General features: G+C 60.9%; 22 protein-coding genes and 1 pseudogene. 12 read left to right on the top strand and 11 right to left on the bottom strand.

Features of this window, described 5'->3' with window-relative positions; all coding sequences use genetic code 11:
* Positions 1-122 precede the first annotated feature (122 nt).
* A complete protein-coding gene (locus tag BBJ66_RS14210) occupies positions 123-746 on the top strand; it encodes a DUF2799 domain-containing protein (RefSeq protein ID WP_071087768.1) in 624 nt (207 codons plus the stop codon).
* A 104-nt stretch (positions 747-850) separates the two neighbouring features.
* Here the strand turns inward: BBJ66_RS14210 and BBJ66_RS14205 are convergent, their stop codons facing one another.
* A complete protein-coding gene (locus BBJ66_RS14205) occupies positions 851-2,095 on the bottom strand; it encodes an AGE family epimerase/isomerase (RefSeq protein WP_071087766.1) in 1,245 nt (414 codons plus the stop codon).
* A gap of 171 nt (positions 2,096-2,266) precedes the next feature.
* On the opposite strand from BBJ66_RS14205, the gene metH reads away from it, so the two are divergent.
* Positions 2,267-6,040, top strand: a complete 3,774-nt coding sequence (gene metH / locus BBJ66_RS14200; RefSeq protein ID WP_071087764.1) for a methionine synthase — start codon at positions 2,267-2,269, stop codon at positions 6,038-6,040.
* A 341-nt stretch (positions 6,041-6,381) separates the two neighbouring features.
* On the top strand, positions 6,382-6,615 hold the full coding sequence (locus tag BBJ66_RS14195) for a type II toxin-antitoxin system Phd/YefM family antitoxin (RefSeq protein ID WP_071087762.1): 234 nt from the start codon (positions 6,382-6,384) through the stop codon (positions 6,613-6,615).
* A 28-nt stretch (positions 6,616-6,643) separates the two neighbouring features.
* Here the strand turns inward: BBJ66_RS14195 and BBJ66_RS14190 are convergent, their stop codons facing one another.
* The 3 genes from BBJ66_RS14190 to BBJ66_RS14180 are packed head-to-tail and all read right to left on the bottom strand — an operon-like array spanning position 6,644 to position 8,573.
* Positions 6,644-6,868, bottom strand: a complete 225-nt coding sequence (locus BBJ66_RS14190) for a type II toxin-antitoxin system prevent-host-death family antitoxin (protein WP_071087760.1) — start codon at positions 6,866-6,868, stop codon at positions 6,644-6,646.
* A gap of 59 nt (positions 6,869-6,927) precedes the next feature.
* A complete protein-coding gene (locus tag BBJ66_RS14185; RefSeq protein ID WP_071087758.1) occupies positions 6,928-7,692 on the bottom strand; it encodes a GntR family transcriptional regulator in 765 nt (254 codons plus the stop codon).
* The gene (locus tag BBJ66_RS14180) at positions 7,689-8,573 is read right to left on the bottom strand and encodes an N-acetylglucosamine kinase (protein WP_049733693.1); all 885 of its coding nucleotides are present in this window, start codon (positions 8,571-8,573) and stop codon (positions 7,689-7,691) included. Before BBJ66_RS14180 ends, BBJ66_RS14185 begins: the two co-directional genes overlap by 4 nt.
* Before the next feature lie 523 nt (positions 8,574-9,096).
* On the opposite strand from BBJ66_RS14180, the gene BBJ66_RS14175 reads away from it, so the two are divergent.
* From BBJ66_RS14175 to BBJ66_RS14155, 5 genes are all read left to right on the top strand, one after another.
* Entirely contained in the window at positions 9,097-10,356 is a 1,260-nt protein-coding gene (locus BBJ66_RS14175; RefSeq protein WP_049733692.1) for an ABC transporter substrate-binding protein, read from the top strand.
* A 215-nt stretch (positions 10,357-10,571) separates the two neighbouring features.
* Complete coding sequence (locus BBJ66_RS14170; RefSeq protein ID WP_071087756.1) at positions 10,572-11,519, top strand: carbohydrate ABC transporter permease; 948 nt, start codon at positions 10,572-10,574, stop codon at positions 11,517-11,519.
* A 9-nt stretch (positions 11,520-11,528) separates the two neighbouring features.
* Positions 11,529-12,368 carry a carbohydrate ABC transporter permease gene (locus BBJ66_RS14165; protein WP_064839783.1) on the top strand — a complete coding sequence of 280 codons (840 nt, stop codon included), beginning with the start codon at positions 11,529-11,531 and terminating at the stop codon, positions 12,366-12,368.
* Entirely contained in the window at positions 12,365-13,426 is a 1,062-nt protein-coding gene (locus BBJ66_RS14160; protein ID WP_071087754.1) for a Gfo/Idh/MocA family protein, read from the top strand. Before BBJ66_RS14165 ends, BBJ66_RS14160 begins: the two co-directional genes overlap by 4 nt.
* Positions 13,427-13,436: 10 nt before the next feature.
* On the top strand, positions 13,437-14,438 hold the full coding sequence (locus BBJ66_RS14155) for an ABC transporter ATP-binding protein (RefSeq protein WP_071087752.1): 1,002 nt from the start codon (positions 13,437-13,439) through the stop codon (positions 14,436-14,438).
* Positions 14,439-14,507: 69 nt separating this feature from the next.
* Here BBJ66_RS14155 and BBJ66_RS14150 read toward each other — a convergent pair whose 3' ends face one another.
* Together BBJ66_RS14150 and BBJ66_RS34150 are read right to left on the bottom strand one after the other, a co-directional pair.
* The gene (locus BBJ66_RS14150) at positions 14,508-14,813 is read right to left on the bottom strand and encodes an NIPSNAP family protein (protein WP_071087751.1); all 306 of its coding nucleotides are present in this window, start codon (positions 14,811-14,813) and stop codon (positions 14,508-14,510) included.
* Between the two features lie 192 nt (positions 14,814-15,005).
* Positions 15,006-15,184: pseudogene (locus tag BBJ66_RS34150) on the bottom strand (ABC transporter ATP-binding protein); the annotation flags it as partial.
* 256 nt (positions 15,185-15,440) lie between these two features.
* On the opposite strand from BBJ66_RS34150, the gene BBJ66_RS14145 reads away from it, so the two are divergent.
* Positions 15,441-16,469, top strand: a complete 1,029-nt coding sequence (locus BBJ66_RS14145; protein WP_071087749.1) for a trans-3-hydroxy-L-proline dehydratase — start codon at positions 15,441-15,443, stop codon at positions 16,467-16,469.
* A 74-nt stretch (positions 16,470-16,543) separates the two neighbouring features.
* On the opposite strand, the gene BBJ66_RS14140 is transcribed toward BBJ66_RS14145, so the two are convergent.
* The 5 genes from BBJ66_RS14140 to BBJ66_RS14120 form a co-directional block, all read right to left on the bottom strand.
* On the bottom strand, positions 16,544-17,605 hold the full coding sequence (locus BBJ66_RS14140; RefSeq protein WP_049733685.1) for an ABC transporter ATP-binding protein: 1,062 nt from the start codon (positions 17,603-17,605) through the stop codon (positions 16,544-16,546).
* 12 nt (positions 17,606-17,617) lie between these two features.
* A complete protein-coding gene (locus BBJ66_RS14135) occupies positions 17,618-18,406 on the bottom strand; it encodes an ABC transporter permease (protein WP_003593296.1) in 789 nt (262 codons plus the stop codon).
* Positions 18,403-19,296 (bottom strand): ABC transporter permease, encoded by an 894-nt coding sequence (locus BBJ66_RS14130; RefSeq protein WP_049733684.1) that lies wholly within the window; start codon positions 19,294-19,296, stop codon positions 18,403-18,405. The genes BBJ66_RS14135 and BBJ66_RS14130 overlap by 4 nt, the downstream gene beginning before the upstream one ends.
* A 73-nt stretch (positions 19,297-19,369) precedes the next feature.
* On the bottom strand, positions 19,370-20,473 hold the full coding sequence (locus tag BBJ66_RS14125; protein ID WP_049733683.1) for an ABC transporter substrate-binding protein: 1,104 nt from the start codon (positions 20,471-20,473) through the stop codon (positions 19,370-19,372).
* Positions 20,474-20,663: 190 nt separating this feature from the next.
* Positions 20,664-21,536 carry a MurR/RpiR family transcriptional regulator gene (locus BBJ66_RS14120; RefSeq protein WP_049733682.1) on the bottom strand — a complete coding sequence of 291 codons (873 nt, stop codon included), beginning with the start codon at positions 21,534-21,536 and terminating at the stop codon, positions 20,664-20,666.
* A gap of 175 nt (positions 21,537-21,711) precedes the next feature.
* On the opposite strand from BBJ66_RS14120, the gene BBJ66_RS14115 reads away from it, so the two are divergent.
* The 3 genes from BBJ66_RS14115 (at position 21,712) to BBJ66_RS14105 (ending at position 25,696) form a co-directional block, all read left to right on the top strand.
* On the top strand, positions 21,712-22,482 hold the full coding sequence (locus BBJ66_RS14115) for an N-formylglutamate amidohydrolase (RefSeq protein ID WP_049733681.1): 771 nt from the start codon (positions 21,712-21,714) through the stop codon (positions 22,480-22,482).
* Between the two features lie 119 nt (positions 22,483-22,601).
* Positions 22,602-24,194 (top strand): amino acid permease, encoded by a 1,593-nt coding sequence (locus tag BBJ66_RS14110; RefSeq protein ID WP_071087747.1) that lies wholly within the window; start codon positions 22,602-22,604, stop codon positions 24,192-24,194.
* A 137-nt stretch (positions 24,195-24,331) separates the two neighbouring features.
* Positions 24,332-25,696, top strand: a complete 1,365-nt coding sequence (locus BBJ66_RS14105; RefSeq protein ID WP_071087745.1) for a glutamine synthetase family protein — start codon at positions 24,332-24,334, stop codon at positions 25,694-25,696.
* Positions 25,697-25,738: the final 42 nt, after the last annotated feature.

Here is a 25,738-nt window from a genome sequence, read left to right as displayed (position 1 = left end):
TCTGCCGTAATTTCGACAGAAAAAAGCCATGAAAAGTGCAAAATCGCGGCACCGCTCCGGTGACGCGGCCTTGTCCTGTGGGTAAGGTGCGGCATCGCCCTCCCTAACCTTCCCGGGACGCCATGATCCGCCTCTTCCTTGCGCTTGCCGCTGTTGCCGGCTTCGGCCTTCTCCTTGCCTCCTGCAACACGCTCTCCAAGGAGGAATGTGTGGCCGCCGACTGGCGGGTGATCGGCGAGAGCGACGGTGCGGCGGGCTACGAGCCGCAGCAGCGCTTTGCCGCGCATGCGAAATCCTGCGAGCGGGTGAAGATCGTGCCGGATCAGACAATCTGGTTCCAGGGGTATCAGTCCGGGCTGGTGCGCTACTGCACGCCGCTGAGCGGCCTGGCGCGCGGCCAGGCTGGCAGCGGCTACGCCAATGTCTGCCCGCCGGAAACCGCGTCAGGCTTCCTGCGCGGCTTCAATCTCGGAGCCAAGCAGCACGGGCTGCAGGAGCGCTTCAACTCGATGCAGAACGACTACAGCACCAAGGAGGCTGAGATCGACCAGCTTTCCGACAGGCTGAAGGATGCGAAGGACGGCGACAGGTCGGAATTGCGCCGGCGGATCGAGGATCTGGAAGACGACATGCACGACATCCGCCGCGACCAGCGCGACGTGCAGGACGAACTCGACCGCGTCAACGAGGATGTCGAATGGTTCCAGCGCAACCCGAGCGCCGAACTGCGGGCGCCGGGTTACTGAGCCTCAGAGCATGTCTCGCAAAAGTGTGCAGCGGTTTTGCGATAAAGACATGCGCACACAAAGACCTAAAGCGTGACAAGCGATCTGAAAGATTGCGACACGCTTTAGAGCTTGCCGCCGGCTTCGGTGATGCCCTTCGTCAGGCTGCCGGTTGCCGGGAAAAGCGGGATGAGGCAGGCCTGCAGGGCATGGTAGATGTCGCCCTTGCCGGGGAAGAGCGAATGGGCGGGAACGAGGTCCTCCGTCAGTTCCTCGTGCCAGCCGCCATTCTTATGGTCGATGAAGGCGCGTTCGATCACGTTCCAGATCTTGCGGTAGCATTCCTCGTGGTCGTCGCTCGGCAGATGCTCGTTGAGGAAGTGGGCTGCGGCAGCACCCTCGCAGGCCGGCCACCAGAGCTTGTTACGCTTGGCGGGCTTGTCGTTCCAGTCGAGCGTATAGAAGAAGCCGCCCTTGTCATTGTCCCAGCCGAGCGCCATCGACTGCTCGAAGAGCGCCTTGGCCGCATCCGGCATCCATTCGATGCGTTTGCCGCCGAGCACCCAGAGCTGCAGGATGAGGCGGGCCCATTCCAGCCAGTGGCCGGGCGTCGTGCCGGCCGGGCGGAACATTTCGTTCGGATGATAATATTGCTTGTCGAGCTTCCAGTCGGCGTCGAAATGCTCGGCGACGCGCCAGTCGACCGAGCCGGCGGCGCGGCGGATGACGAGATCGGCGATGCTTTCGGCCTTGGTGAGGTAGTCCCGGTCGCCTGATGCTTCGAAGGCGGCCATCAGCGCTTCGGTCAGGTGCATGTTGGAATTCTGGCCGCGATAGGCGCCGCCGTCGAGCGGCTGCCAGTCGGCGGTGAATTCCTCGGCGATGGCGCCGTGGCGCGGTTCCCAGAACCTGCTGTTGAGGATCTCGGTGATGTCGGACAGCATGCCGTCGGCCAGCGGATGGCCGATCGTCTTGGCGGAGGAGGCGGCCAGCAGCACGAAAGCGTGGCCATAACCCTGCTTGTTGGTATCGACCGGGCCGTCATTGTTCAGCGACCAGAAATAGCCGCCGTTTTTGCGGTCGCGATGATGGTTCCAGAGATAGTCCATGCCGTGGTCGACGAGGTCGCTCGCACCCGGGCGACCGAGCAGCGTGCCGATCGAGAAGCAATGCACCGCGCGCGCGGCGATATGGATGCCGCGCACCTGGCCCTCGGCGTCAAGCGGCCTGCCGCTGTCGTCGAGATCGTAGAAGCCGCCCTTGGGGTTCAGCGAATTATGCTGGAAGAAATCGAAGAGGCCGTTTGCCTGGGCGAGCAGCCAGCCGCGGTGATAGGCGCGGCTCGTCCAGTTTCCAAGCACGGGTGCCATGACATTTCCTCCGATTTCGTGGGCGATGCTTTTGAAATGCCTATATAGAGGCCATTCGAGTCTGTCATGGGGCCAGGCTTGCAAAGCACGAAATCGACAGGCATATATTGACATAAAGATATCTTTATGTGATTTGAACTGTCTGGTCTTACGACGTCAAGGAGCCCTCCCGTGTTCGATACTCTCTTTGGTCCGGAAACGGGCAAACGTGACGGCAATGAAGTCTTCGCAGCGCTGCGCAAAGCCGCGAGCGAACGCATCCTCGTCCTCGACGGCGCCATGGGCACGCAGATCCAGGGGCTCGGCTATGACGAAGACCAGTTCCGCGGCACCCGCTTCATCGGCTGCGCCTGCCACCAGAAGGGCAATAACGACCTTCTGATCCTGACCCAGCCGGATGCGATCGAAGAGATCCATTACAAATACGCCATGGCCGGCGCCGATATTCTCGAGACCAACACCTTCTCCTCGACCCGCATCGCGCAGGCCGATTACGCGATGGAAGGGGCTGTCTACGACCTCAACAAGGAAGGCGCCGAGATCGTCCGCCGGGCAGCACAGCGTGCCGAGCGCGAGGACGGCCGCCGCCGCTTCGTCGCCGGCGCCATCGGCCCGACCAACCGCACCGCCTCGATCTCGCCCGACGTCAACAATCCCGGTTTCCGCGCCGTCACCTTCGACGATCTGCGCTCCGCCTATGGCGAACAGATCGACGGCCTGATCGACGGCGGCGCCGACATCATCCTGATCGAGACGATCTTCGACACGCTGAACGCCAAGGCGGCGATCTTCGCCTGCGAGGAGCGCTTCGAGGCCAAGGGCGTGCGCCTGCCGGTGATGATCTCCGGCACGATCACCGACCTTTCCGGCCGCACACTCTCCGGCCAGACACCGTCGGCCTTCTGGAACTCGGTGCGCCACGCCAATCCCTTCACGATCGGCCTCAACTGCGCGCTCGGCGCCAATGCGATGCGCCCGCACCTGCAGGAGCTTTCGGGTGTGGCCGATACTTTCATCTGCGCCTATCCGAATGCCGGCCTGCCGAACGAGTTCGGCCAGTATGACGAAACGCCGGAACTGATGGCGGCCCAGATCGACAGCTTCGCCCGCGAAGGCCTGGTCAACATCGTCGGCGGCTGCTGCGGCTCGACGCCGGAACATATCCGCGCGATCGCCGAGACCGTGGCGAAATACAAGCCGCGGCCGATCCCCGAGCATCGTCCCTTCATGTCGCTGTCGGGGCTCGAACCTTTCGAGCTGACCAAGGACATTCCCTTCGTCAATGTCGGCGAGCGCACCAACGTCACCGGTTCGGCGAAGTTCCGCAAGCTGATCACCAATGCCGATTACACGGCTGCACTCGATGTGGCGCGCGACCAGGTCGAGAACGGCGCGCAGGTGATCGATATCAACATGGACGAGGGGCTGATCGATTCCGAAAAGGCGATGGTCGAGTTCCTCAACCTGATCGCCGCCGAGCCCGATATCGCCCGCGTGCCCGTGATGATCGATAGTTCAAAATTCTCGATCATCGAATCCGGCCTGAAGCGCGTTCAGGGCAAGCCGATCGTCAACTCGATCTCGCTGAAGGAAGGCGAGGAGAATTTCCTCGCCCAGGCGCGGCTGTTGCACAATTACGGTGCGGCCGTCGTTGTCATGGCCTTCGACGAGACGGGGCAGGCCGACAGCTATGAGCGCAAGGTGGAAATCTGCACGCGCGCCTACAAGCTTCTGACCGAAAAGATCGGCTTCCCGCCCGAAGACATCATCTTCGACCCGAACATTTTTGCGGTCGCGACCGGCATCGAGGAGCACAATAATTACGGCGTCGACTTCATCGAGGCGACGCGGACGATCCGTGAGCGCATGCCGCTCGTGCATATCTCCGGCGGCGTCTCGAACCTGTCCTTCTCGTTCCGCGGCAACGAGCCGGTGCGCGAGGCGATGCATGCCGTGTTCCTCTACCACGCCATCCAGGCGGGCATGGACATGGGCATCGTCAATGCCGGCCAGCTGGCGGTCTACGACAATATCGATCCCGAACTGCGCGAGGCCTGCGAGGACGTGGTGCTGAACCGCCGTGCCGACGGCACCGAGCGGCTGCTCGAAGTCGCCGAGCGCTTCCGTGGCGCCGGCGCCAGGGAAGGCCGGGTTCAGGATCTCTCCTGGCGCGAATGGAGCGTCGAGAAGCGTCTCGAACATGCGCTTGTGAACGGCATTACCGAATATATCGAAGCCGATACCGAAGAAGCGCGCCAGCAGGCCGCCCGGCCGCTGCATGTCATCGAAGGGCCGCTGATGGCCGGCATGAACGTCGTCGGCGATCTCTTCGGTTCGGGCAAGATGTTCCTGCCGCAGGTGGTCAAATCGGCGCGCGTCATGAAGCAGGCGGTCGCCGTGCTGCTGCCCTACATGGAAGAGGAAAAACGCCTGAACGGCGGCGAGGAGCGTCGCTCGGCCGGCAAGATCCTGATGGCGACGGTCAAGGGCGATGTGCACGATATCGGCAAGAATATCGTCGGCGTTGTGCTCGCCTGTAACAATTACGAGATCGTCGACCTCGGCGTCATGGTGCCGGCGACGAAGATTCTCGAAACGGCGATCGCCGAGAAGGTCGATGTCATCGGCCTTTCAGGCCTGATCACGCCGTCGCTCGACGAGATGGTGCATGTCGCGGCCGAAATGGAACGGCAGGGTTTCGACATCCCGCTGCTGATCGGCGGGGCGACGACCAGCCGCGTGCATACGGCCGTCAAGATCCATCCCGGCTACAACAAGGGCCAGGCGATCTACGTCACCGATGCGAGCCGCGCTGTCGGCGTCGTCTCGGCGCTGCTCTCGCCGGAAACGCGCCAGGGCTATGTCGACGATACAAGGGCCGAATATGCCAAGGTGGCGGCCGCCCATGCCCGCAGCGAAGCCGAGAAGGTGCGCCTGCCGCTACCGCGGGCTCGCGAGAATGCGCATAAGGTCGACTGGCCTGCCTACAAGCCGACAAAGCCGCAATTCTTCGGCACGCGGGTGTTCGAGGATTACGATCTGGCCGAGCTTGCCAGATATATCGACTGGACGCCGTTCTTCCAGACCTGGGAACTGCGCGGCCGTTACCCTGCCATCCTCGAAGACGAGAAGCAGGGCGAGGCGGCGCGTGCACTCTGGGCGGATGCGCAGGCGATGCTCAAGAAGATCATCGACGAGAAGTGGTTCCGCCCGCGCGCCGTCATCGGCTTCTGGCCGGCCGGCGCCGTCGGCGACGATATCCGCCTCTTCACCGACGAGAGCCGGAAACAGGAGCTTGCCACCTTCTACACCTTGCGCCAGCAGCTTTCGAAGCGGGACGGGCGGGCGAATGTGGCGCTCTCCGATTTCGTCGCCCCTGTCGCAAGTGGCGTGCAGGATTATGTCGGCGGCTTCGTCGTGACGGCTGGCATCGAGGAAATCGCCATCGCCGAGCGCTTCGAACGTGCCAATGACGATTATTCCTCGATCCTCGTCAAGGCGCTGGCCGACCGCTTCGCCGAAGCCTTTGCCGAGCGTATGCATGAGCAGGTGCGCCGCGAATATTGGGGCTATGCGAGGGATGAGCACCTCAGCAACGAGGATCTCATCACCGAAGCCTATGCCGGCATCCGTCCGGCGCCCGGTTATCCCGCGCAGCCGGATCACACCGAGAAGAAGACGCTCTTCAAGCTGCTCGATGCGGAACATACCGCAGGCGTGAAGCTGACGGAGAGCTACGCGATGTGGCCCGGCTCATCCGTCTCGGGTCTCTATATCGGCCATCCCGACTCCTATTATTTCGGCGTCGCCAAGGTGGAGCGGGACCAGGTGGAAGACTATGCCAAGCGCAAGGGCATGGAGGTTTCCGAAGTCGAGCGCTGGCTCGGACCGGTGCTCAACTACGTGCCGCGCAAGACCGAAGACGAAATCGAAGATGCGGCCTGATTTGGCGAGTCTTTGCAGTCGCTTGAGGCGGCGCGCTCAGGAACTGATTCAATGAATGAAAGCCGGGAAGTGATTCACTTTCCGGCGCATTTTGATGACAAATCTCGTTACTCGGCGTCATCCTCGGCCTTGTGCCGAGGATCTGCTGCCCTATCGACCGGAGGCAGATGCTCGGGACAAGCCCGAGCATGACGAAGGAGAAGTTGGCGGGCTTTGTCAGCAGTTTCCGACTTCATGCTTTTGGTACGGCTCGATAATTGCCGCGGTCAGGCTGTTTGAATTCGATAGCGGAAATGACGATGGGATGGCATTCTTAAGCCAAGTTGGCAAATGAGGCCGCCATGCAAGTGACCATCCGGGCCGCAAAGGCCAAGCTATCGAAATTGATCAATGCTGCTCTTTCCGGTGAGGACGTGGTGATCGCCAGGGGGCGCAAACCCGTGGTGAAGATCATTCCGATTGGACGGTCTTCCTTCAAAATCGGTCTGCTCGAGGGCCAAGTCACCGGAAATGGACCGGACTTTTTCGCGCCTATGAACGAAGGCGAACTCGCGGTCTGGAAGGGGAGTGAGTGAATTCGCTTCTGCTCGACAACGCTTTATTTCAGCAGTTCGCTGACGAGTTTGCGGCATCCATCTCAGCTTTCTCGACGGCATCGATGACGACGGGCAAGGCGTCGACGGTTTTGTGCGCTCGTTGCGAGGCGGCTTTCAGCCAATCATATTGCTCGGCCGACATCAGCACGAATTCGCGGCGGCCATGACAGGTGATCTCGATGGGCTCATGCCGTGCCTGACGCTGAAATTCCAGAGACGTGGTCTGAGCCATGATAGGTTTCCAGCCTTCGACATCCAAATTAAACGTATAATTCGCATAGGCTCAAGCCATCAGGTCACCCCGATCGTCAACTCCGCGACGAAATCATAGGCGTCGCCGCGATAGAGCGAGCGGGTGAATTCGACGGCGCGGCCGGAGCCGAGATAGGAGATGCGCTCGATCGACAATCCGGCGGCGCCGACGGAGACGCCGAGAAGCTGGGCGTCGGCTTCCTTCATATTGGTCGCCGAGATGCGCTGCACGGCGCGCACGGGGCGGACCTGGAGGCGTTCGAGTTCGGCGTAAAGCGAATTGGTGACGACTGAGGGATCGGGCAGGAATTCGCCGGAGACGCTGGCGTTCTCGATTGCCAGCGGCTGGTCGTCGGCAATGCGCAGGCGCGAGAGGCGCGAAACCTTCACGTCGGTGCCGAGGCCGAGAATCATCATCTCATCGGGCGAGGGGGTGTGGACGCCCTTATGCAGCCACTCGGAGCGGGAAGACATGCCGCGGCGCGCCATATCCTCGGTGAAGGAGGTGAGCTGCGACAGGCGCTGCTCGACCTTCGAGACCGGCTTGGCGACGAAGGTGCCGGAGCCGTGGCGGCGCACCAGCAGGCCGTCGGCGACCAGCTCATCGATTGCCTTGCGCACGGTGACGCGGCTGACGGCGGCAAATTCGGCGATGTCGCGTTCCGGCGGCAGCGCATCGCCGTGACCGAGCGTGCCGGTGCGCACCGCCTCTTCGAGCGTGCGGCGCAGCTTGACATAGAGCGGGCCGGTGCCGGCGGCCTGCAGGCGCTGCAGGGACAGGAGAGTGGCGAGGTCGTCGGTCATGCCGCACCTCTCTGCCCGTTGTTGAGGAGTTTCACCGCAAGTTCGACTGCACCCTGTAGCGCATCGCCCTTCGGCCTGACGAGTCGTGAGTTATAGCGTTCGGAAAGCCACGGCGCATAGGCTTCCGCAAGCCCGCCGAGCAGGCAGATCGACGGGCATTCCGGCCAGAGCAGCGCGTCAAGGCTTTCGCCGATCGCCGTTGCCGCATCCCTGACAATGCCGGCCGCGACAGCATCACCCTTGGCCGCATGTTCGAAGACGACAGGCGCGTAGCGGGCAAAATCCGTCGGTCTTGCCGAATGGGCAAATTCAACGATGCGTTCAGGATCGTTGCCGTATTCGGCCAGGATCGCTTCGGTGATTGATGAAGCCGGGCGTACGCCGTCATGGGCGAGCAGCGATCGCTCCATCAGGTCGCGGCCGAGGCGGGCGCCGCTTGCCTGGTCGCCGACGATAAAGCCCCAGCCGCCGATGCCGTTCAGCCGGCCGTTCCTGCGGGCATTATAGACCGAGCCGGTGCCGAAGGCGCCGACGATGCCGTCGGCATCGCCGAGTGCGCCCTGCAGGGCAATCAGCGCATCGGTGACAACTAGGCCTTCGGCAAAGGGCAGGGCCTTTTCGATTCGCTGGCCGTTATCGCCGACATTGGCGCCGGCGACGCCGACGACTGAGGCAACGGAGGAAACGGCTTCAGCATCGAGCCCCGCATCGCGCAGCGCCTGTCGGGCGGATTCGACGATGTTGAGAAGCGAGTTTTCCAGATCCGACAGGATGTTGGCAGGGCCTGATTTGCCGCGGCCGATGATGTTGCCGTTTCTATCCGCGACCGCTGCCCGGCAGCTCGTTCCGCCGCCGTCTATGCCGATTGCAAGCTCTGTCATCGGGCCTCCGAATACGCCGTTCCCCATGGTTTTTATTACAATACCAAAAAAATACCATTTACCAAGTGGGAATGACGGAGAAAATCAATCTTTTTATCATATTGATTTTGTTAAATAAAATTTTTAAATGAATTTTCGGAGGCTAAAAAGTTAAAATCGGCTGGACAATTGGTATTTTTTTGGCCTTAATTCGGCAAAAGGGAACAGCGCATCGAGGCCCACGAAAACCGGCAGCCAAGCCAAGCCGGAGCCGCTTCGAGGATGATCGAGAAACAGCCCGCCGGCCCGTCAGGCTGGGGGTGAAGTTCAGGTATCCATCGGCCTTTCCATCGTTTGCCGCGCCCGATGCACGTCACCGGGAGGCGGCCCGGCCGCAGGCAATCTGCCTTCGCGGTCATCGAGCTTTCGGGACCGGCAGTTGTTGGCGGTCCTCCAAGGGGCATTGGGTGTTTCCTCAGGCACGCCAACGCTTGTTTCAGATCGAAAACAGCGCCTTGTGGCGCTCAAAACACAGGAGAGGGAAATGAAAAACACTGCTCTGAAAAGCTTTCTGCTTGCCTCCAGTCTGCTGACGTCGGCAGGTCTCGTCCATGCCGCCGACGTCACGCTGACTGTGGAAAGCTGGCGTAACGACGACCTGCAGATCTGGCAGGAAAAGATCATCCCGGCCTTCGAAGCCAAGAACCCGGGCATCAAGATCGTCTTCTCGCCGACCGCGCCGACCGAATACAACGCGTCGCTGAACGCCAAGCTCGATGCCGGTTCCGCTGGCGACATCATCACCTGCCGTCCGTTCGACGCTTCGCTCGAACTCTTCAACAAGAAGCAGCTCGTCGACATCACCAGCCTGCCGGGTATGGAGAACTTCTCGCCGGTCGCCAAGGCCGCCTGGACGACAGACGACGGCAAGTCGACCTTCTGCGTGCCGATGGCTTCGGTCATCCACGGCTTCATCTACAACAAGGATGCCTTCGACAAGCTCGGCATCTCCGTGCCGAAGACGCAGGACGAATTCTACGCGGCGCTCGACAAGATCAAAGCCGACGGGACCTATATCCCGCTCGCCATGGGTACGAAGGATCTCTGGGAAGCCGCCACCATGGGCTACCAGAACATCGGCCCGAACTACTGGAAGGGTGAGGACGGCCGCGCCGCCCTGATCTCCGGCAAGCAGAAGCTGACGGATGCCGACTGGGTCAAGCCCTACGAGGAGCTTGCCAAGTGGAAGCCTTATCTCGGCGACGGTTTCGAAGCCCAGACCTATTCGGACAGCCAGAACCTCTTCACGCTCGGCCGCGCCGCGATCTATCCGGCCGGTTCCTGGGAAATCGCGCTCTTCAACACGCAGGCGCAGTTCAAGATGGGCGCCTTCCCGCCGCCGGTTCCGAAGGCCGGCGACACGGGCTACATCTCCGACCATCCCGATATCGGCGTCGCCTTGAACGCGAAGAGCACGCATGCCGAGGAAGCCAAGAAATTCCTCAGCTGGGTCGCTTCGCCCGAGTTTGCCGATATCTACGCCAACGCGCTGCCGGGCTTCTTCAGCCTGAACTCCAACCCGGTCAAGATGTCCGATCCGCTTGCTCAGGAATTCGTTTCCTGGCGCGGCCCGTACAAGTCGACCGTGCGCTCGACCTATCAGATCCTGTCGCGCGGCACGCCGAATCTCGAAAACGAGACCTGGGTGGAATCGGCCAACGTGATCAACGGCACCGATACGCCGCAGGTCGCTGCCGAAAAGCTCCAGAAGGGTCTCGACAGCTGGTACAAGCCGGCGAAGTGATGTGATGAGGGGCGGCGTGTGCTGCCCCTCATCCGGCCTGCCGGCCACCTTCTCCCCGCTCGCGGGGAGAAGGAGACTCGCAGCGACCTCTCGGTCCGATGGCATCCCAGCAGGGCGTTGCCTCTCTTCCCAGGTGGCAGAGAGTTCGGGTGAGGCGCAACGTTTTCCACCTGTGCACGCAAGCTTGCGGCCAGTGACTAGAACAGGCAAAAGCCATGAGCCCAACCGACAACGCGGCCGATATCGTCCCGATCAAGCGCCCGGTACGCTGGCACATCTTCGTTTTCATGCTGCCGGCGGTGATCGTCTACTCCGCCGTCATGGTGCTGCCGCTGATCGAAACGCTCAGGCTTTCGCTCTACAATATTGTCGACGGGCAGCCGGCCTTCGTGGGCTTTGCCAATTTCAAGGTGCTGTTCGGCGATCCACGCTGGGCGCATGATTTCTGGAACGCGCTGGTCAACAACCTGGTCTTCTTCGCCATCCACATGTGCGTACAAAACCCGATCGGTATTGCGCTTGCCGCCCTGCTTTCGGTGCCGAAGCTGCGCGGCGTCGCCTTTTACCGCACGGCGATATTCCTGCCGACGCTGCTCTCTTTCGTCATCGTCGGCTTCATCTGGAAACTGATCCTTTCGCCGATCTGGGGTGTGGCGCCCTGGATGCTCGATCTCATCGGGTTGAAATTCCTGTTCGCGCCCTGGCTCGGCAAGCCCGGCTCGGCGCTGATCGCGGTGTCGCTGATCTCCAACTGGCAATATATCGGAATTCCGATGATGCTGATCTATGCGGCGCTGCTCAGCATTCCCGAAGAGGTGATCGAGGCGGCCGAATGCGACGGCATCACCGGCTGGGCGCAGTTCTGGAAGATCAAGCTGCCGCTCATCCTGCCGGCGATCGGCATCATCTCGATCCTGACCTTCGTCGGCAATTTCAACGCTTTCGACCTGATCTATACCGTTCAAGGTGCGCTTGCCGGCCCTGATATGTCGACCGATATTCTCGGCACGCTGCTCTACCGCACCTTCTTCGGTTTCCAGTTGCAGCTCGGCGACCGCTCGATGGGCGCGACGATCGCCACGGTGATGTTCCTCATCATCCTCGCCGGCGTCTCGCTCTATCTCTTCGTCATCCAGCGGCGCATGCGTCGCTACCAGTTCTGAGGAGCGCGCATGTCCAAGGCACGCACATCTCCCATCCGCACCGGCCTCGTGCATCTGGCGCTCGGCGCCTATACGCTGGTCGCGCTGTTTCCGGTTTTCCTGACCGTGGTCAACTCATTCAAGGATCGCGCCTCGATCTTCCGCGAGCCGCTGATGGTGCCGACGCCGTCGACCTTCAGCCTCGTCGGCTATCAGACGGTGTTGGGGCAGGGCGATTTCGCCACCTATTTCCAGAACAGCTTCATCGTGACGATCGTCTCGATCCTGCTGGTGCTGCTTTTCGGCGCCATGGCGGCCTTCGCGCTTTCGGAATACCGCTTCCGCGGCAATACGCTGCTCGGGCTCTATATGGCGATCGGCATCATGATCCCGATCCGTCTCGGCACGGTTGCGATCCTGCAGGGCATGGTGGCGGCAGGTCTCGTCAACACGCTGACGGCGCTGGTCCTCGTCTATACCGCACAGGGCATACCGCTGGCGATTTTCATCCTGTCGGAATTCATGCGCACGGTTTCGGACGATCTCAAGAATGCCGGGCGAATCGACGGACTTTCCGAATATGCGATCTTCTTTCGCCTGGTGCTGCCGCTGGTGCGCCCCGCCATGGCGACAGTCGCCGTCTTCACCATGATCCCGATCTGGAACGATCTCTGGTTCCCGCTGATCCTCGCGCCCTCCGAGGCCACCAAGACGGTGACGCTCGGCTCGCAGATCTTCATCGGCCAGTTCGTCACCAACTGGAATGCGGTGCTGGCGGCGCTGTCGCTGGCGATCCTGCCGATCCTCATCCTCTACGTCATCTTCTCGCGGCAGCTGATCCGCGGCATCACGTCAGGAGCCGTCAAATGAGCCAGGATAAACCGATCCGCGTCCTCGTTGCCGGCCTCGGCAATATGGGCCGCAGCCATGCGCTCGCCTATCACAACAATCCGAGTTTCGAGATTGTCGGTCTCGTCAATCGTTCAACGCCAAAGCTGGAGCCCGAGCTGCAGGGTTACAAGATCCATCCCGACTTCACGACGGCGCTCGCCGAGCTGAAGCCGGATCTCTGCTCGATCAATACTTATTCCGACAGCCATGCCGATTTTGCGGTCGCCGCCTTCGAGGCCGGCTGCGACGTTTTCGTCGAAAAGCCGCTGGCGACCACCGTCGCCGATGCCGAGCGGGTTGTTGCGGCAGCGAAAAAGGCGGGGCGCAAGCTGGTGATCGGTTATATCCTTCGCCATCACCCGTCCTGGACGAGGCTGATCGAAGAGGCGCGCAAACTCGGCCCGCCTTATGTCTTCCGCATGAACCTCAACCAGCAATCCAGCGGCCCGACCTGGGCGACGCACAAGTCGCTGATGCGCACGACCTCGCCGATCGTCGATTGCGGCGTGCATTATGTCGACGTCATGTGCCAGATCACCGATGCGAGAGCCGTCGAGGTGCGCGGCATGGGGCTGCGGCTGTCCGACGAGATCGCCGCCGACATGTATAATTACGGCCAGCTGCAGGTGCTCTTCGAGGATGGTTCGGTCGGCTGGTACGAGGCCGGCTGGGGACCGATGATTTCGGAGACCGCCTTCTTCGTGAAGGATGTGATGTCGCCGAAGGGCGCGGTGTCGATCGTCATGGATCCGAACGCCAAGTCCGATGATATCGATACGCACACCAAGACTTCGGTGATCCGTCTGCATACGGCGGATACCGGCCCGGACGGCAAATTCATCCGGCCCGACCAGGACATGACGATGACGGGCGAGCCCGGTCATCAGGAACTTTGCGACCTGGAACAGGCCTTCGTGCTGAGGGCGATCCGCGAGGATCTCGACCTCGATCGCCATATGGCGGATGCGGTGGCGTCGCTGCGCATCTGCCTTGCCGCCGACGAAAGCGTGCGTACCGGCCAGCCGATCAGATTGTAAGGAAAAATCAGTGGGATCGCTTCAACTCAAATCCATCCGCAAGACCTATGGCACGCATGAGGTGCTGAAAGGCATCGACCTCGAGGTGAGGGATGGCGAATTCGTCATTTTCGTCGGGCCGTCGGGCTGCGGGAAGTCGACGCTGTTGCGCAGCATTGCCGGCCTCGAGGACGTTACCTCGGGCGCCGTCGTCATCAACGGCCGCGACGAGACACTGACGCCGCCGGCCAAGCGCGGCATCGCCATGGTGTTCCAGTCCTATGCGCTCTATCCGCACCTGACGGTCAAGGACAATATGGGGCTCGGCCTCAAGCAGGCCGGCACCGCCAAAGACGAGATCGACAGCCGAGTCGGCAAGGCATCGGGCATGCTGTCGCTCGCCCCCTATCTGGCGCGACGGCCGGCCGAACTATCAGGTGGCCAGCGCCAGCGCGTCGCGATCGGTCGCGCCATCGTGCGCGAGCCGGAACTCTTCCTGTTCGACGAACCGCTGTCGAACCTCGATGCGGCGCTGCGTGTCCAGACCCGCCTCGAAATCGCCCGGCTGCACCGCAGCCTGAAGGCGACGATGATCTATGTCACCCACGACCAGGTTGAGGCGATGACGCTCGCCGACAAGATCGTGGTGCTGAATGCCGGCGCGATCGAACAGATCGGCTCGCCGATGGAACTTTACAACCGTCCCGCCAATGTCTTCGTCGCCGGCTTCATCGGTTCGCCGCAGATGAATTTCATCGCGGCCGAGAAGGTCGGCGATCACAGCGCCAAGACGATCGGCGTGCGTCCCGAACATATGACGCTGTCGCGCGAACAGGGGACTTGGGCAGCGAAGGTCGTACATGTCGAACATCTCGGCGCCGACACGATCATCTATCTGGAATCCGACCAATGCGGCCTGCTGACGGCACGTCTGTTCGGCGAACACCAATATGAACCTGATGAAATCGTTTATGCGACGCCGGATCAGGCCCGTGTGCACCGCTTCGATGTGGACGACCAGGCGATCCGCTGAGCGCATGACAGAAGGAAAAGCCCTGCCAGCGCGCGGGACTTTTCGCTTTCAGTCGGCGCGCGGGCTCGATCAGCCGAGGACGGGTCGCATGAAACTCCGTTCATAGCTGACGATACTGCGGTTGCGTTTGTCGAGTTCGAAAGCGGCCTGACATTCCGGATCGCTTGCCATCCGTGTGCGATAGTCCTCGTAGGCGGCAAGGCTCGGGAATGAAAACAGCGCAATGGCAATGTTGTTGGCGCCTTCGGATGGCAGGAAATAACCGTGATGGGTGCCGCCCATCCTGTTGACGATCGGAATCCAGAGCCGGGCATATTCCTCGAATTCGGCAAGCTTGTACGGATCGATCAGATAACGCAGGTGGCAGGTAATCATTGACATATCCCATCGCTTGAAACGCCGGGCGAAGTACTGCCCCGGCTCATTTGGTTTGCGCAACTTCTGGCACCGAGCTGGGAGAGTTCAAGCGCATTGTAGTGATGGCTGCATCACGTTTGCTGACAGTTCGGCCGGTCGAACTGAAAAAGGCGCCGTTTTGGCGCCTTTTTCATGAGTGGCTTGTCAAACTTAGTCGCGGATGACCAGAAGATCGGCCGCCATGAACCGCAGGGTCACCGTTTCGCCGGCCTGCGGCGGGGTGACGCCGGGCTATTGAACATGTCGAAGGAGATGACGTTGCCGCCGACGTTCATGCGGGTGCGGATGACCGACTCCAGGAAATGGGCCGAGACGACCTGGCCGGTGATGGTCAGGATCATACCTTCGCTGCGCCGCCGGAATATCGTCGCCGCTGCTTACCGCAGAACAATTTCCTTTCTGCTCGCGTTCCGCGTCGCCCTGAGGCGGCTCTCACTTGACTCCGATATCGTAGATCGTATACGTTATTCCAAGCTCAAGAGTGTGGCGTCCCCAGCTTTGCTTTCCCGCAATTTCGGCCGCAAGATTGCTGTACGGTTTTGTCGGACTGCTCCAGCTTCGAAGAACAGGTGCGGGGAACATCAAATGCGTACATCCAAGATCGTGCATATCGTCAGCTGCCATGCGGAAGGTGAGGTCGGCGACGTCATCGTTGGCGGCGTCGCGCCGCCTCCCGGCGCAACGGTGTGGGAGCAGTCGCGCTGGATTGCCGAGGATGAGACGCTGAGAAATTTCGTATTGAACGAACCTCGCGGTGGCGTGTTCCGCCACGTCAACCTGCTCGTCCCGCCGAAGAACCCCAAGGCGCAAATGGGCTGGATCATCATGGAGCCGGCCGACACGCCTCCGATGTCCGGTTCAAACTCCATGTGCGTGTCAACAGTGCTGCTCGATACGGGCATCATTCCGATGCAGGAACCCATCACCCGCATGATCCTCGAACCGCCGGGCGGCCTGATCGAGGTCGAAGCCGAGTGCCGCAACGGCAAGGCCGAACGCATCCGCGTCCGTAACGTCCCTTCTTTTGCCGACAAGCTCGATGCCAGGATTGAGGTCGAAGGTATCGGCACGGTCACGGTCGACACGGCCTATGGCGGCGACAGCTTCGTCATCGTCGACGCGGCTTCGATCGGGCTCAGCCTTCGACCGGATCACGCGCGCGATATCGCCCGCATGGGAGTCAAAATCACCGAAGCCGCCAACGAGCAGCTCGGCTTCAAGCACCCGGGCAATGATTGGGGCCACATCTCCTTCTGCCAGATCACCGATCCGGCCGAAAAGAGGGATGGCGTGTTCTGGGGTAAGAACGCGGTCGCCATCCGTCCGGGCAAAATAGACCGTTCTCCCTGCGGCACGGGATGTTCGGCGCGCATGGCCGTGCTTCACGCAAAGGGTCAGATGAAGGCAGGCGAAAAATTCGTAGGCACCTCGCTGCTGGACACGGAGTTCCACTGCAGCATCGATAGCGAAGTCGACATCAACGGCAAGCCCGGCATCATCCCGATCATCTCGGGTCGTGCATGGGTCATCGGCACGAAGCAGGTCATGGTCGATCCGGCCGATCCGTTCCAGGCCGGCTATCGCCTCTCCGACACTTGGCCCATGGATCTCTAAAGAGACGGGGATGCCGTTAAGTAATGCAAAAGGCGCCGTTTTACGGCGCCTTTTGCGTGAGTGGCTTTTCAAACTCAGTCGCGGATGACCAGCAAATCGGCCGCCATGAAGCGCAGCGTCACGGTTTCTCCGGCCTGAGGCGGGGTGACGCCTGGGCTATTGAACATGTCGAAGGAGATGACGTTGCCGCCGACATTCATGCGGGTGCGGATGACCGACCCCAGGAAGTGGGCCGAGACGACCTGACCGGTGAGCGCGGTATCGCTTCTGACGCTGTCGGAGAGCGAGCCTGCTTCAGGGCGCAGCGCCAGCGAGATTGTCTCGCCGGCATTGTGGGCTGCGACCGACTGCTTCAGCGTGATGGCCTGATCGCCGATCTGGATGCGGTTGGCGTCGGGATCGACGACCTTGGCTTCGATGAGGTTCAGCGTGCCGACGAACGAGGCGACGAAGCGCGTTGCCGGCGTGTTGTAGATCTCGAAGGGCGAACCGATCTGGTCGGCCTTGCCGGCATTCATGACGACGATGCGGTCGGAGATCGACAGCGCCTCTTCCTGGTCGTGGGTGACGAAAACCGTGGTAATACCGAGCTGCTGCTGGATCGCGCGGATTTCCTCGCGCAGCGACACGCGGATCTTGGCGTCGAGTGCCGACAGCGGCTCGTCGAGCAGCAGCACCTGCGGCTTGACGGCGAGCGCGCGGGCAAGCGCGACACGCTGCTGCTGGCCGCCCGACAGCTGGTAGGGGAACCGGTCGGCCAGGTGATCGAGCTTGATCAAGCCGAGCATTTCCTTGACGCGGGCATCGATCTCGGGCTTTGGGGCACCGGCGACCTTGAGGCCGAAGGCGACATTGTCGTGCACCGTCATGTTGGGAAACAGCGCATAAGCCTGGAAGACCATGCCGATGTTGCGCTGGTTCGGCTTCAGCGCGCTCTGGTCCTTGCCGTTGATGGTCAGCGTGCCGCCGGTCGGGGTTTCGAAGCCGGCAATCATGCGCAGAACGGTCGTCTTGCCGCAGCCCGATGGCCCGAGAAAGGAGATGAACTCCCCCTTCTCGATATTCATGTTGAAGTTTTTGACGACCTGCACCGGGCCGAAGGATTTTTGAATGTTGTTCAGTGTGAGAAAGGACATGAGCCAGTTACCTTAAGCCTTTGCCGGGCGGGCTTTGCCGAAGCGGGAAACGAGGTTGAGCAGGCCCATGCTGAGCCAGGTGATCGAGAAGGCGATGACGGCGAGTGCCGATGGCTCATAGGCCTTGTTGGCGCCGACAAGCTGCAGGTAGGGGCCGAAGGCCGGGCGGTTGAGCAGGGCGGCGAAGGTGAATTCGCCCATGACGATCGCCAGCGTGATGAAGGCGCCCGACAGCACGCCGCTCATGACGTTCGGGAAAATGCACCTGAACATGATCGTCGTCCAGCGAGCGCCGAGGCTCTCGGCCGCTTCCGTCAGGGTGCGGACGTCGATGGCGCGCATGGCGGTATCGACGGCGCGGTACATATAGGGCAGAGACAGGGTGATGTAGGAGAAAACCAGCAGGATGTTGGTGCCGGTCGTCGAACCCGTCAGCGGCAGGTAGGAAGACGAATTGTACATCCTGAGATAACCGAAGACGATGACGATTGCCGGAATGACCAGCGGCAGCAGCGTGATGAATTCGACGACCGGGCGCATCTGCGGCAACCGCAGCCGCACCCAGTAGGCCGTCGGCACGACGAGCAGCATGCCGAAGACGATGGTCAGAAGCGCCATCATCATGGAATAGCCGAAGGTCTCGCGGAACTGGGCATCTGAGAAGACCGACTGATAGGCATCGAGGCTGTATTCACCGCGGCGCATGCGCAGCGAAAATTCAATGGTACCGATTAGCGGAATGATGAAATAGGACGCGCCCAGGATGATGGCGATCCAGGCTCCGAGACGTTGCGCTTTCATTTCTGCCACCGTTCGGCGCGCATGCGCAGCATGAGGTACAGGACATTGGAGACGCCGGTTATGACGATCATTCCGAGCGCGATGGCGTAACCGAGGTTGGCATTGTGCAGAACGTCGCCGCGGATCTGCGCATAAAGCAGGATCGGCACGATGTTCAGCGAACTGCCGGTCAGCGCGAAGGCGGTGGCGATGGCGCCGAAGGCATTGGCGAAGAGCAGCAGCGTCGTGCCGAGCAGGCTCGGCCAGAGGATCGGCAGCGCAACCATCGTCCAGTACTGGCGGTTGGTGGCGCCGAGGATTTGCGAGGCTTCGCGCCATTCCTTCTTCATGCCGTCGAGCGCAGGCGTCAGGATCAGCACCATCAGCGGGATCTGGAAATACATGTAGGTGATGGTGAGGCCGAGGAAGGACAGCAGGTTGAAACCGGTGCTGTAAAGGTTGAAATCGAACCATTCGCGCAGGAAGACTGTCACGAGGCCGGTGCGGCCGAGCGTTGCCAGAAAGGCGAAGGCGAGCGGGACGCCGGCGAAATTCGAGGCGACGCCGGAGAAGGTCAGAAGCGTCGAGCGGACGGAGGCGGGCAGGCCACCGAGCACGACGGCCCAGGCGAGAAAGAAACCGATCAACGCACCGCCGAGAGCCGACGCCACCGAGACGCGGATACTGATCCAGTAGGCGCTGATGATCGAGGGGGTAAAGAGATCGCCGATATTCTTCAGCGTGAGGTCGCCCTCGGGGGTCAGGAACGCGCCCGCCACAAGATAAAGCGTGGGGATGATCAGGAACAGCAGGGAGAAGATAATGAAGGGTGCAATGCCCAGCCAGTCGATCACGCGATCTCTGTTGATCAAGGGGGCGCTGCTCACCATAGGCGTTGAAACCGTGCTCATGGAAAAGGCTTATCCTGGGGCGTCGGAGTGAGAGAACCTCCCCGCCTTTGCGGCGGGGAGGCAGGATCGGATATTACTTGACGCTGGCGCCGACGACGGAATCCCAGTTCTTGGTGATGGCTTCCTTGCCGGCGGCCTGCTCTTCGAGCGTCGGGAAGACGGCCTTTTCATAGGCTGCTGCCGGCGGCAGCTTGTCGAGGAGGTCCTTCGGGATCTTGTTGTTCTTGGCAAGATCGTTGAAGCGGATCGGGTGGCAATAGCCCTTCAGCCAGCCGAGCTGACCTTCGTCGGAATAGAGGTATTCCATCCAGAGCTTGGCAGCGTTCGGATGCGGAGCGAAGGCTGAAATCGCCTGGACGTAGACACCGGCAACGACGCCCGTTTTCGGAACGACAACCTCGAACGGAGGATTGCCCTTGAGGCTCTGGCCCCAGGACAGGGCGTTGTAGTCCCAAGCAACGATGATCGGCGTTGAGCCCTGAGCGAACGGAGCCGCCTTGCCGACGACAGGCACGAAATTGCCGGCCTTGTTGAGTTCGGCAAAGAACTTCAGGCCTTCTTCGCCTGCCTTGGCCGCGTCACCGCCGGATGCGGAAAGACCAGCGGCATAAACGCCCTGGACAGCCTGGTTGGCGGTGCGCGGATCGCCTGCGAGAGCGACGGTGTTTGCGTAGTCGCTCTTCTTCAGGTCGGCCCAGTCGACCGGCGATTCCTTGACGAGATCCTTGTTCACGAGGAACGAGAGAACGCCGTAATAGTCGCCATACCAATAGCCTTCGGGATCCTTGGCCGTATCCGGGATCGAGTCCCAGGTGGAAACCTTGTAAGGCTGAATCAGTCCGTCCTTCTTGGCGGACGGACCGAAGGAGAGGCCGACGTCGATGACGTCAGGCGCCTGCGGGCCGGTATTGCCCTTGTTGGCCTTGATGGCTTCGACTTCATCACCCGAACCCGCATCCGGGTTCAGTTCGTTGACCTCGAGACCATACTTGGCCTTGAAGCCGGCAATGACGTCGCCATAGCCGCACCAGTCGTGCGGAAGAGCGATCGTCGTCAGCGTGCCTTCCTTCTTGGCGGCGGCGATAAGTTCAGCGCTCGGCTCGGCGGCGGCAATCGCGGTCGAAGCCACGATCATCGCAGTAGAGAGCGACAGAAGTCGAGAAATGTTAGAGATCACTGTTGTTCTCCTTCGGGTTTTCAGTGTCTGGCGATGCTGTTAATCAGCTTACATGAAGCTTGTGTGACGGCTGGATGACGTTAACTTTGCTATGAATAGCAGGCGTTTGCGACACGTGTTTTATTTGCGACGGCACTACCTGTTTCCGCGAAAATCCGTCCTTGTTTCCCCTCTGTTTGTCTTGTCCCTCCTAACCCGGTTTGCGGAAAAGTTTGGTCTGCTCGAACAAGCCCTCAAGCGTCTTCATGCGCTCCTTCGTCTCGTCCCAAGTGGAATTCTGAACGGCCTCGATGAGCGCTTCGACGATGAAGAGGGTGACGACGGAGGAATCCCAAGCTGATGGCGCCTCGATCCGGACGCGGAAGGCATGCCGGGCGAGCTTGGCGGCGGGCGAGCTCCACTGGTCGGTGAAGACGACGATTTCTGCGCCGCGTTTGCGGGCGGCAGTGGCAAGGCTCACCATCTCCTGCTCGTAGCGGCGGATGTCGAAGATGATCAGGATGTCGCCGGCATTCATGTTGAGGGCATATTGCGGCCAGCTGCTGGAGTTCGACGACAGCAGTGTCGTCGCCGGTCGAATCACCTGCATGTGGGTGAAGAAATACTCGGCAAGTGCGCCGGTGATGCGGCCGCCGACAAAATAGAGACCGCGCTTGCGATCGGACAGCAGCGAGGCGACGCTGTCGAAGGTCGCGGTGTCGAGATCGGTCAATGTCTGGCGCAGATTGCCCATGATGGCATCGGCGAAACGGTTGAGGATATGGGTGCCAGGCGCGTTCTGGGCCCAGCGGTCGTGCTTGGCGATCGGGTTGGAGATCGTCGCCTCCACCTCCAGATGCAGATGCGCCTGAAAGTCCGGATAACCCTTGAAACCGAGCTTCTGCACCATGCGCACGACGGTCGGCGTGGAAACGCCGGCATTCTCGGCGATCGTCGTGATGCTGCCGAGACCGGAAACCGGATAGTTGTCGAGAAGGCTTTCGGCCAATTGTTTCTCGGCACGCGTCAAGACCCCGAAATGCGAGTGTATGACGTCCGAAACCGTCTTCGACGCAACTGTCACTTCAATGCTCCCCGGGATGGTCTGGCGCCACTTTCCCAACCAAAGTTAACAACGCTGTCATAATCCATGTCAACTGCTGTCATGAAAAGAAATTTTCAGAGGGCGCTTGACACTGACCGAAACCTGAAGAATTCTTTTCTATAAATATTTTATTAATGGATAAGGAGTGGCGCCTTTGGTGCTGGCCCGGCCGAAAATCCTCAGCGAAGCGGACGGCGACTGCGTCGGGATCGAGCGCATCGACGGCCGGAGCCCGGTGTTGATCGTCTGCGAACACGCCTCGAACACGCTTCCCGCATCTTTCGGCGATCTTGGCTTGCCTGACGAAGCGCTTTCGAGCCACATCGCCTGGGATCCGGGGGCTCTCGCAGTCGCGCGCGGTATATCGGACGGCCTCGACGCGACGCTCGTCTACCAGCGGTTCTCACGGTTGATCTACGACTGCAATCGGCCGCCCAGTTCGCCCGGCGCCATGCCGGAGACGAGTGAGATTTACGCCATTCCCGGCAACAAGGATCTGACCGCCGAAGAGCGTCTTGCCCGTACCGACGCGCTCTACGTGCCCTTCCACGACGCCATTCGCGGGCTGATCCGCGATCGCCGGGCAAGGGGGCAGGACAGCGTTATCGTGACCATGCACAGCTTCACGCCGGTCTATCATGGCCGCGAACGCGCCGTCGAACTCGGCATATTGCACGACGAGGACAGCCGGTTTGCCGATCGCATGCTGGAGGCTGCGGCCGAAGCGCCGCTTTACAGGACGGAACGCAATCAGCCTTACGGGCCCGAGGATGGCGTGACCCACACGCTGATCCTGCACGGGCTTTCGAACGGCTTGCGCAATGTAATGATCGAGGTCCGCAACGACCTCATCACAGACGATGTCGGCCAAGGGGTCATGGCCGACTATCTAAAAGGGTTGCTCCAGCAAAGCCTGGACGCCTGACAAAAAGAAGACCCGAGGGAGCAGTCTAACTGCGAGCGTCCGCACGGCGAAAATGCCGCGGACAATTTGGCACTGAACCGGCCCGCAATCCCGCGGCCGATCGTGAACAGGGGGAAGTCATGTCTGACTATACCGATCAGGATAAGACGCAGGACGTCCATGTCCTGCACTCGATGGGCTACGCCCAGGAACTCGAACGGCGTATGAGCTCGTTCTCAAATTTTGCGATTTCGTTTTCGATCATCTGCATCCTTTCGGGCGGTATCAATTCGCTCGCGCAGGCGACGTCGGGCGTCGGCGGTGCCGCGATCGGCATCGGCTGGCCGGTCGGCTGTATCATCTCCCTGTTTTTTGCCCTCGGCATGGCGCAGATCTCGTCGGCCTATCCGACGGCCGGTGGTCTTTATCACTGGAGTTCCATTCTCGGCACCCGCTTCACCGGCTGGCTCACCGCATGGCTGAACCTGCTCGGCCTCATCACCGTTCTCGGCGCCATCAATATCGGCACGGCCCTGTTCCTCGGCGGTACGTTTGGCGCTCAGCTCGGCATCGCCGATGCCAGCGGCGTCGTCTCGCCCGGCATGCAGGTCGTTCTGGTCGTGCTCTTCACGATCGTGCAGGCTGCCATCAACCATTTCGGTATCGGCCTGACGGCAAAGCTCACCGATTTTTCGGGGACGCTGATCCTTGTGACGGCCGCCGTGCTGACGATCGCCTGCTTCTATTTCGCCCCGACCCATGACTTCTCGCGTCTATGGACGTTCACCAATTATTCAGGCGATGCCGGCGGCGGGGTTTGGCCGCAGTCGGACAGCATGTGGTATATTTTCGGCCTGGGCCTGCTTCTGCCGATCTACACAATCACCGGCTACGACGCCTCCGCTCACACCTCTGAGGAAACCAAGAAGGCAGCGCTGTCGGTGCCGCGTTCGATGGTGTCCGCGGTTATCTGGTCGTCGCTTGCCGGCTGGGTAATGCTTTCGGCCTTCGTCATCGCCATTCCCGATATGGCGGCGGGCGCAAAGCAGGGCTGGAGCGTGTTCTTCATGACCATCAACGCCATCATGCCGGCCTGGCTGGTGACGCTGCTTTACGTCGCGATCTTCATCTCGCAGTTCCTGTGCGGCCTTGCGACTGTTACGTCCTGCTCGCGCATGATCTTTGCCTTCTCGCGTGATGGCGGCATTCCGGTGGGCTCGAAAACGCTTGCCAGCGTCAGCCCGAAATTCCGCACGCCGGTTGCGGCGATCTGGACGGGTGCGGCTCTCGAAAGCCTGTTCGTCTGGGGCGCGCTGTTTATCTCGGTCGGCGAGGCAAGCCTCTATGTCACCGTGGTCAACGCGACGCTGATCTTCCTCTTCCTGTCCTTCCTCTTCCCGATCGTGCTCGGCATCTTCGCCTACGGTACCAAGAAGTGGCCGGCACCCGGACCGTGGAATCTTGGCGGCGGCCTCTACAAGGTGGTCGGCGTTCTCGCGACGCTCGGCATGATCCTCATCGTCTATATCGCGATCCAGCCGCCGAATGACAAGGTCTTCGGCATAACCGTCGCCTTTATCGTGCTGGCGATCATCATCTGGTTCGCCGTTGAAAAACGTCGCTTCCAGGGCCCGCCGATCGGCGACATGATCGCCAAACGACGGGGCGAAATCGCCGCCGCGGAAGCTGCTGTCGGCGAAACCGGCGCCGTCGCCGTCCCGGCGAATAGTTAGGCATATTGCAAGGAAACGGGGCCGCAGCCTGCGGCCCCATCACCGGTTCAACGAAAAGGCATCAGGCCCAAATCCGGCCGAGCGCATGCGATTTCGTTGCCCCGATTTTCTCAATTCCAATGTCAGGCGGATCAATCATGAGCAGCTACACATTCGACGATCTCAAGAAGGATGTTGCCGAAGGGCGCATCGATACGGTTTTGGCCTGCCAGGTGGACATGCAGGGCCGGCTGATGGGCAAACGTTTCCAGGCGGAATATTTCGTCGAAAGCGCCTGGAAGGAGACGCATAGCTGCAACTACCTGATCGCCACCGATATGGAGATGGAGACCGTCTCCGGCTACAAGGCGACGAGCTGGGAAAAGGGTTACGGCGACTATACGATGAAGCCGGATCTGGCGACGCTGCGCCGCATTCCCTGGCTCGACGGCACGGCGTTGGTGCTCTGCGACATGCTCGACCATCACACCCATGAAGAGGTTGCCCATTCGCCGCGCGCGATCCTGAAGAAGCAGGTGAAGCGCCTCGAAGACATGGGCATGAAGGCCTACATGGCCTCCGAACTCGAATTCTTCCTGTTCGACCAGAGCTACGAGACGGCGCAGGCGTCCGGCTACCGCAACCTCAAGCTCGTCAGCGCCTATAACGAGGATTACCACATCTTCCAAACCACCAAGGAGGAAGAGGTGATGCGGGCGATCCGCACCGGGCTGCAGGGCGCCGGCATTCCGGTCGAGAATTCCAAGGGCGAGGCTTCCGCCGGCCAGGAAGAAATCAACGTGCGTTATGCCGATGCGCTTGCCATGGCCGACCGGCATGCGATCATCAAGAACGGCTGCAAGGAGATCGCCTGGTCGAAAGGCAAGGCCATCACCTTCCTGGCCAAGTGGAATTACAACGCTGCCGGCAGTTCCTCGCATATCCACCAGTCGCTCTGGAGTCTCGAGGAAAAGCCGCTGTTCTTCGACCATACCGGCAAATACGGCATGTCGCCGCTGATGCATAATTACGTTGCCGGACTTCTCGCCCATGCGAGCGAAATCACCTATTTCCTGGCGCCTTACATCAACTCCTACAAGCGCTTCATGGCCGGCACCTTTGCGCCGACCAAGGCGATCTGGAGCAAGGACAACCGCACTGCCGGCTACCGCCTCTGCGGCGAGGAGACCAAGGGCATCCGCATCGAATGCCGCGTCGGCGGCTCCGACCTCAACCCCTATCTCGCCTTCGCCGCGCTGCTTGCCGCCGGCATCGACGGGATCGAGAACAAGCTCGAGCTCGAAGCCCCCTTCGTCGGCGATGCCTATGGCGGCAAGGATATTCGCGAAATTCCGCGCACGCTGCGTGCGGCAACGACCGCAATGACGGAATCGTCAATGCTGCGCAAAGCTTTCGGCGACGATGTGATCGACCATTATACCCGCGCGGCCGAATGGGAGCAGGAAGAATACGACCGCCGCATCACCGATTGGGAAGTGGCGCGGGGGTTCGAAAGAGCTTAATACGCATTTGCGGGCTTGCCCCTCACCCTAACCCTCTCCCCG

The organism is Rhizobium sp. RSm-3 (assembly GCF_001854685.1).
In the GTDB taxonomy this organism is placed as follows: Bacteria; Pseudomonadota; Alphaproteobacteria; order Rhizobiales; family Rhizobiaceae; genus Rhizobium; species Rhizobium ecuadorense.
This window is presented reverse-complemented; position numbering and strand designations above follow the sequence as displayed.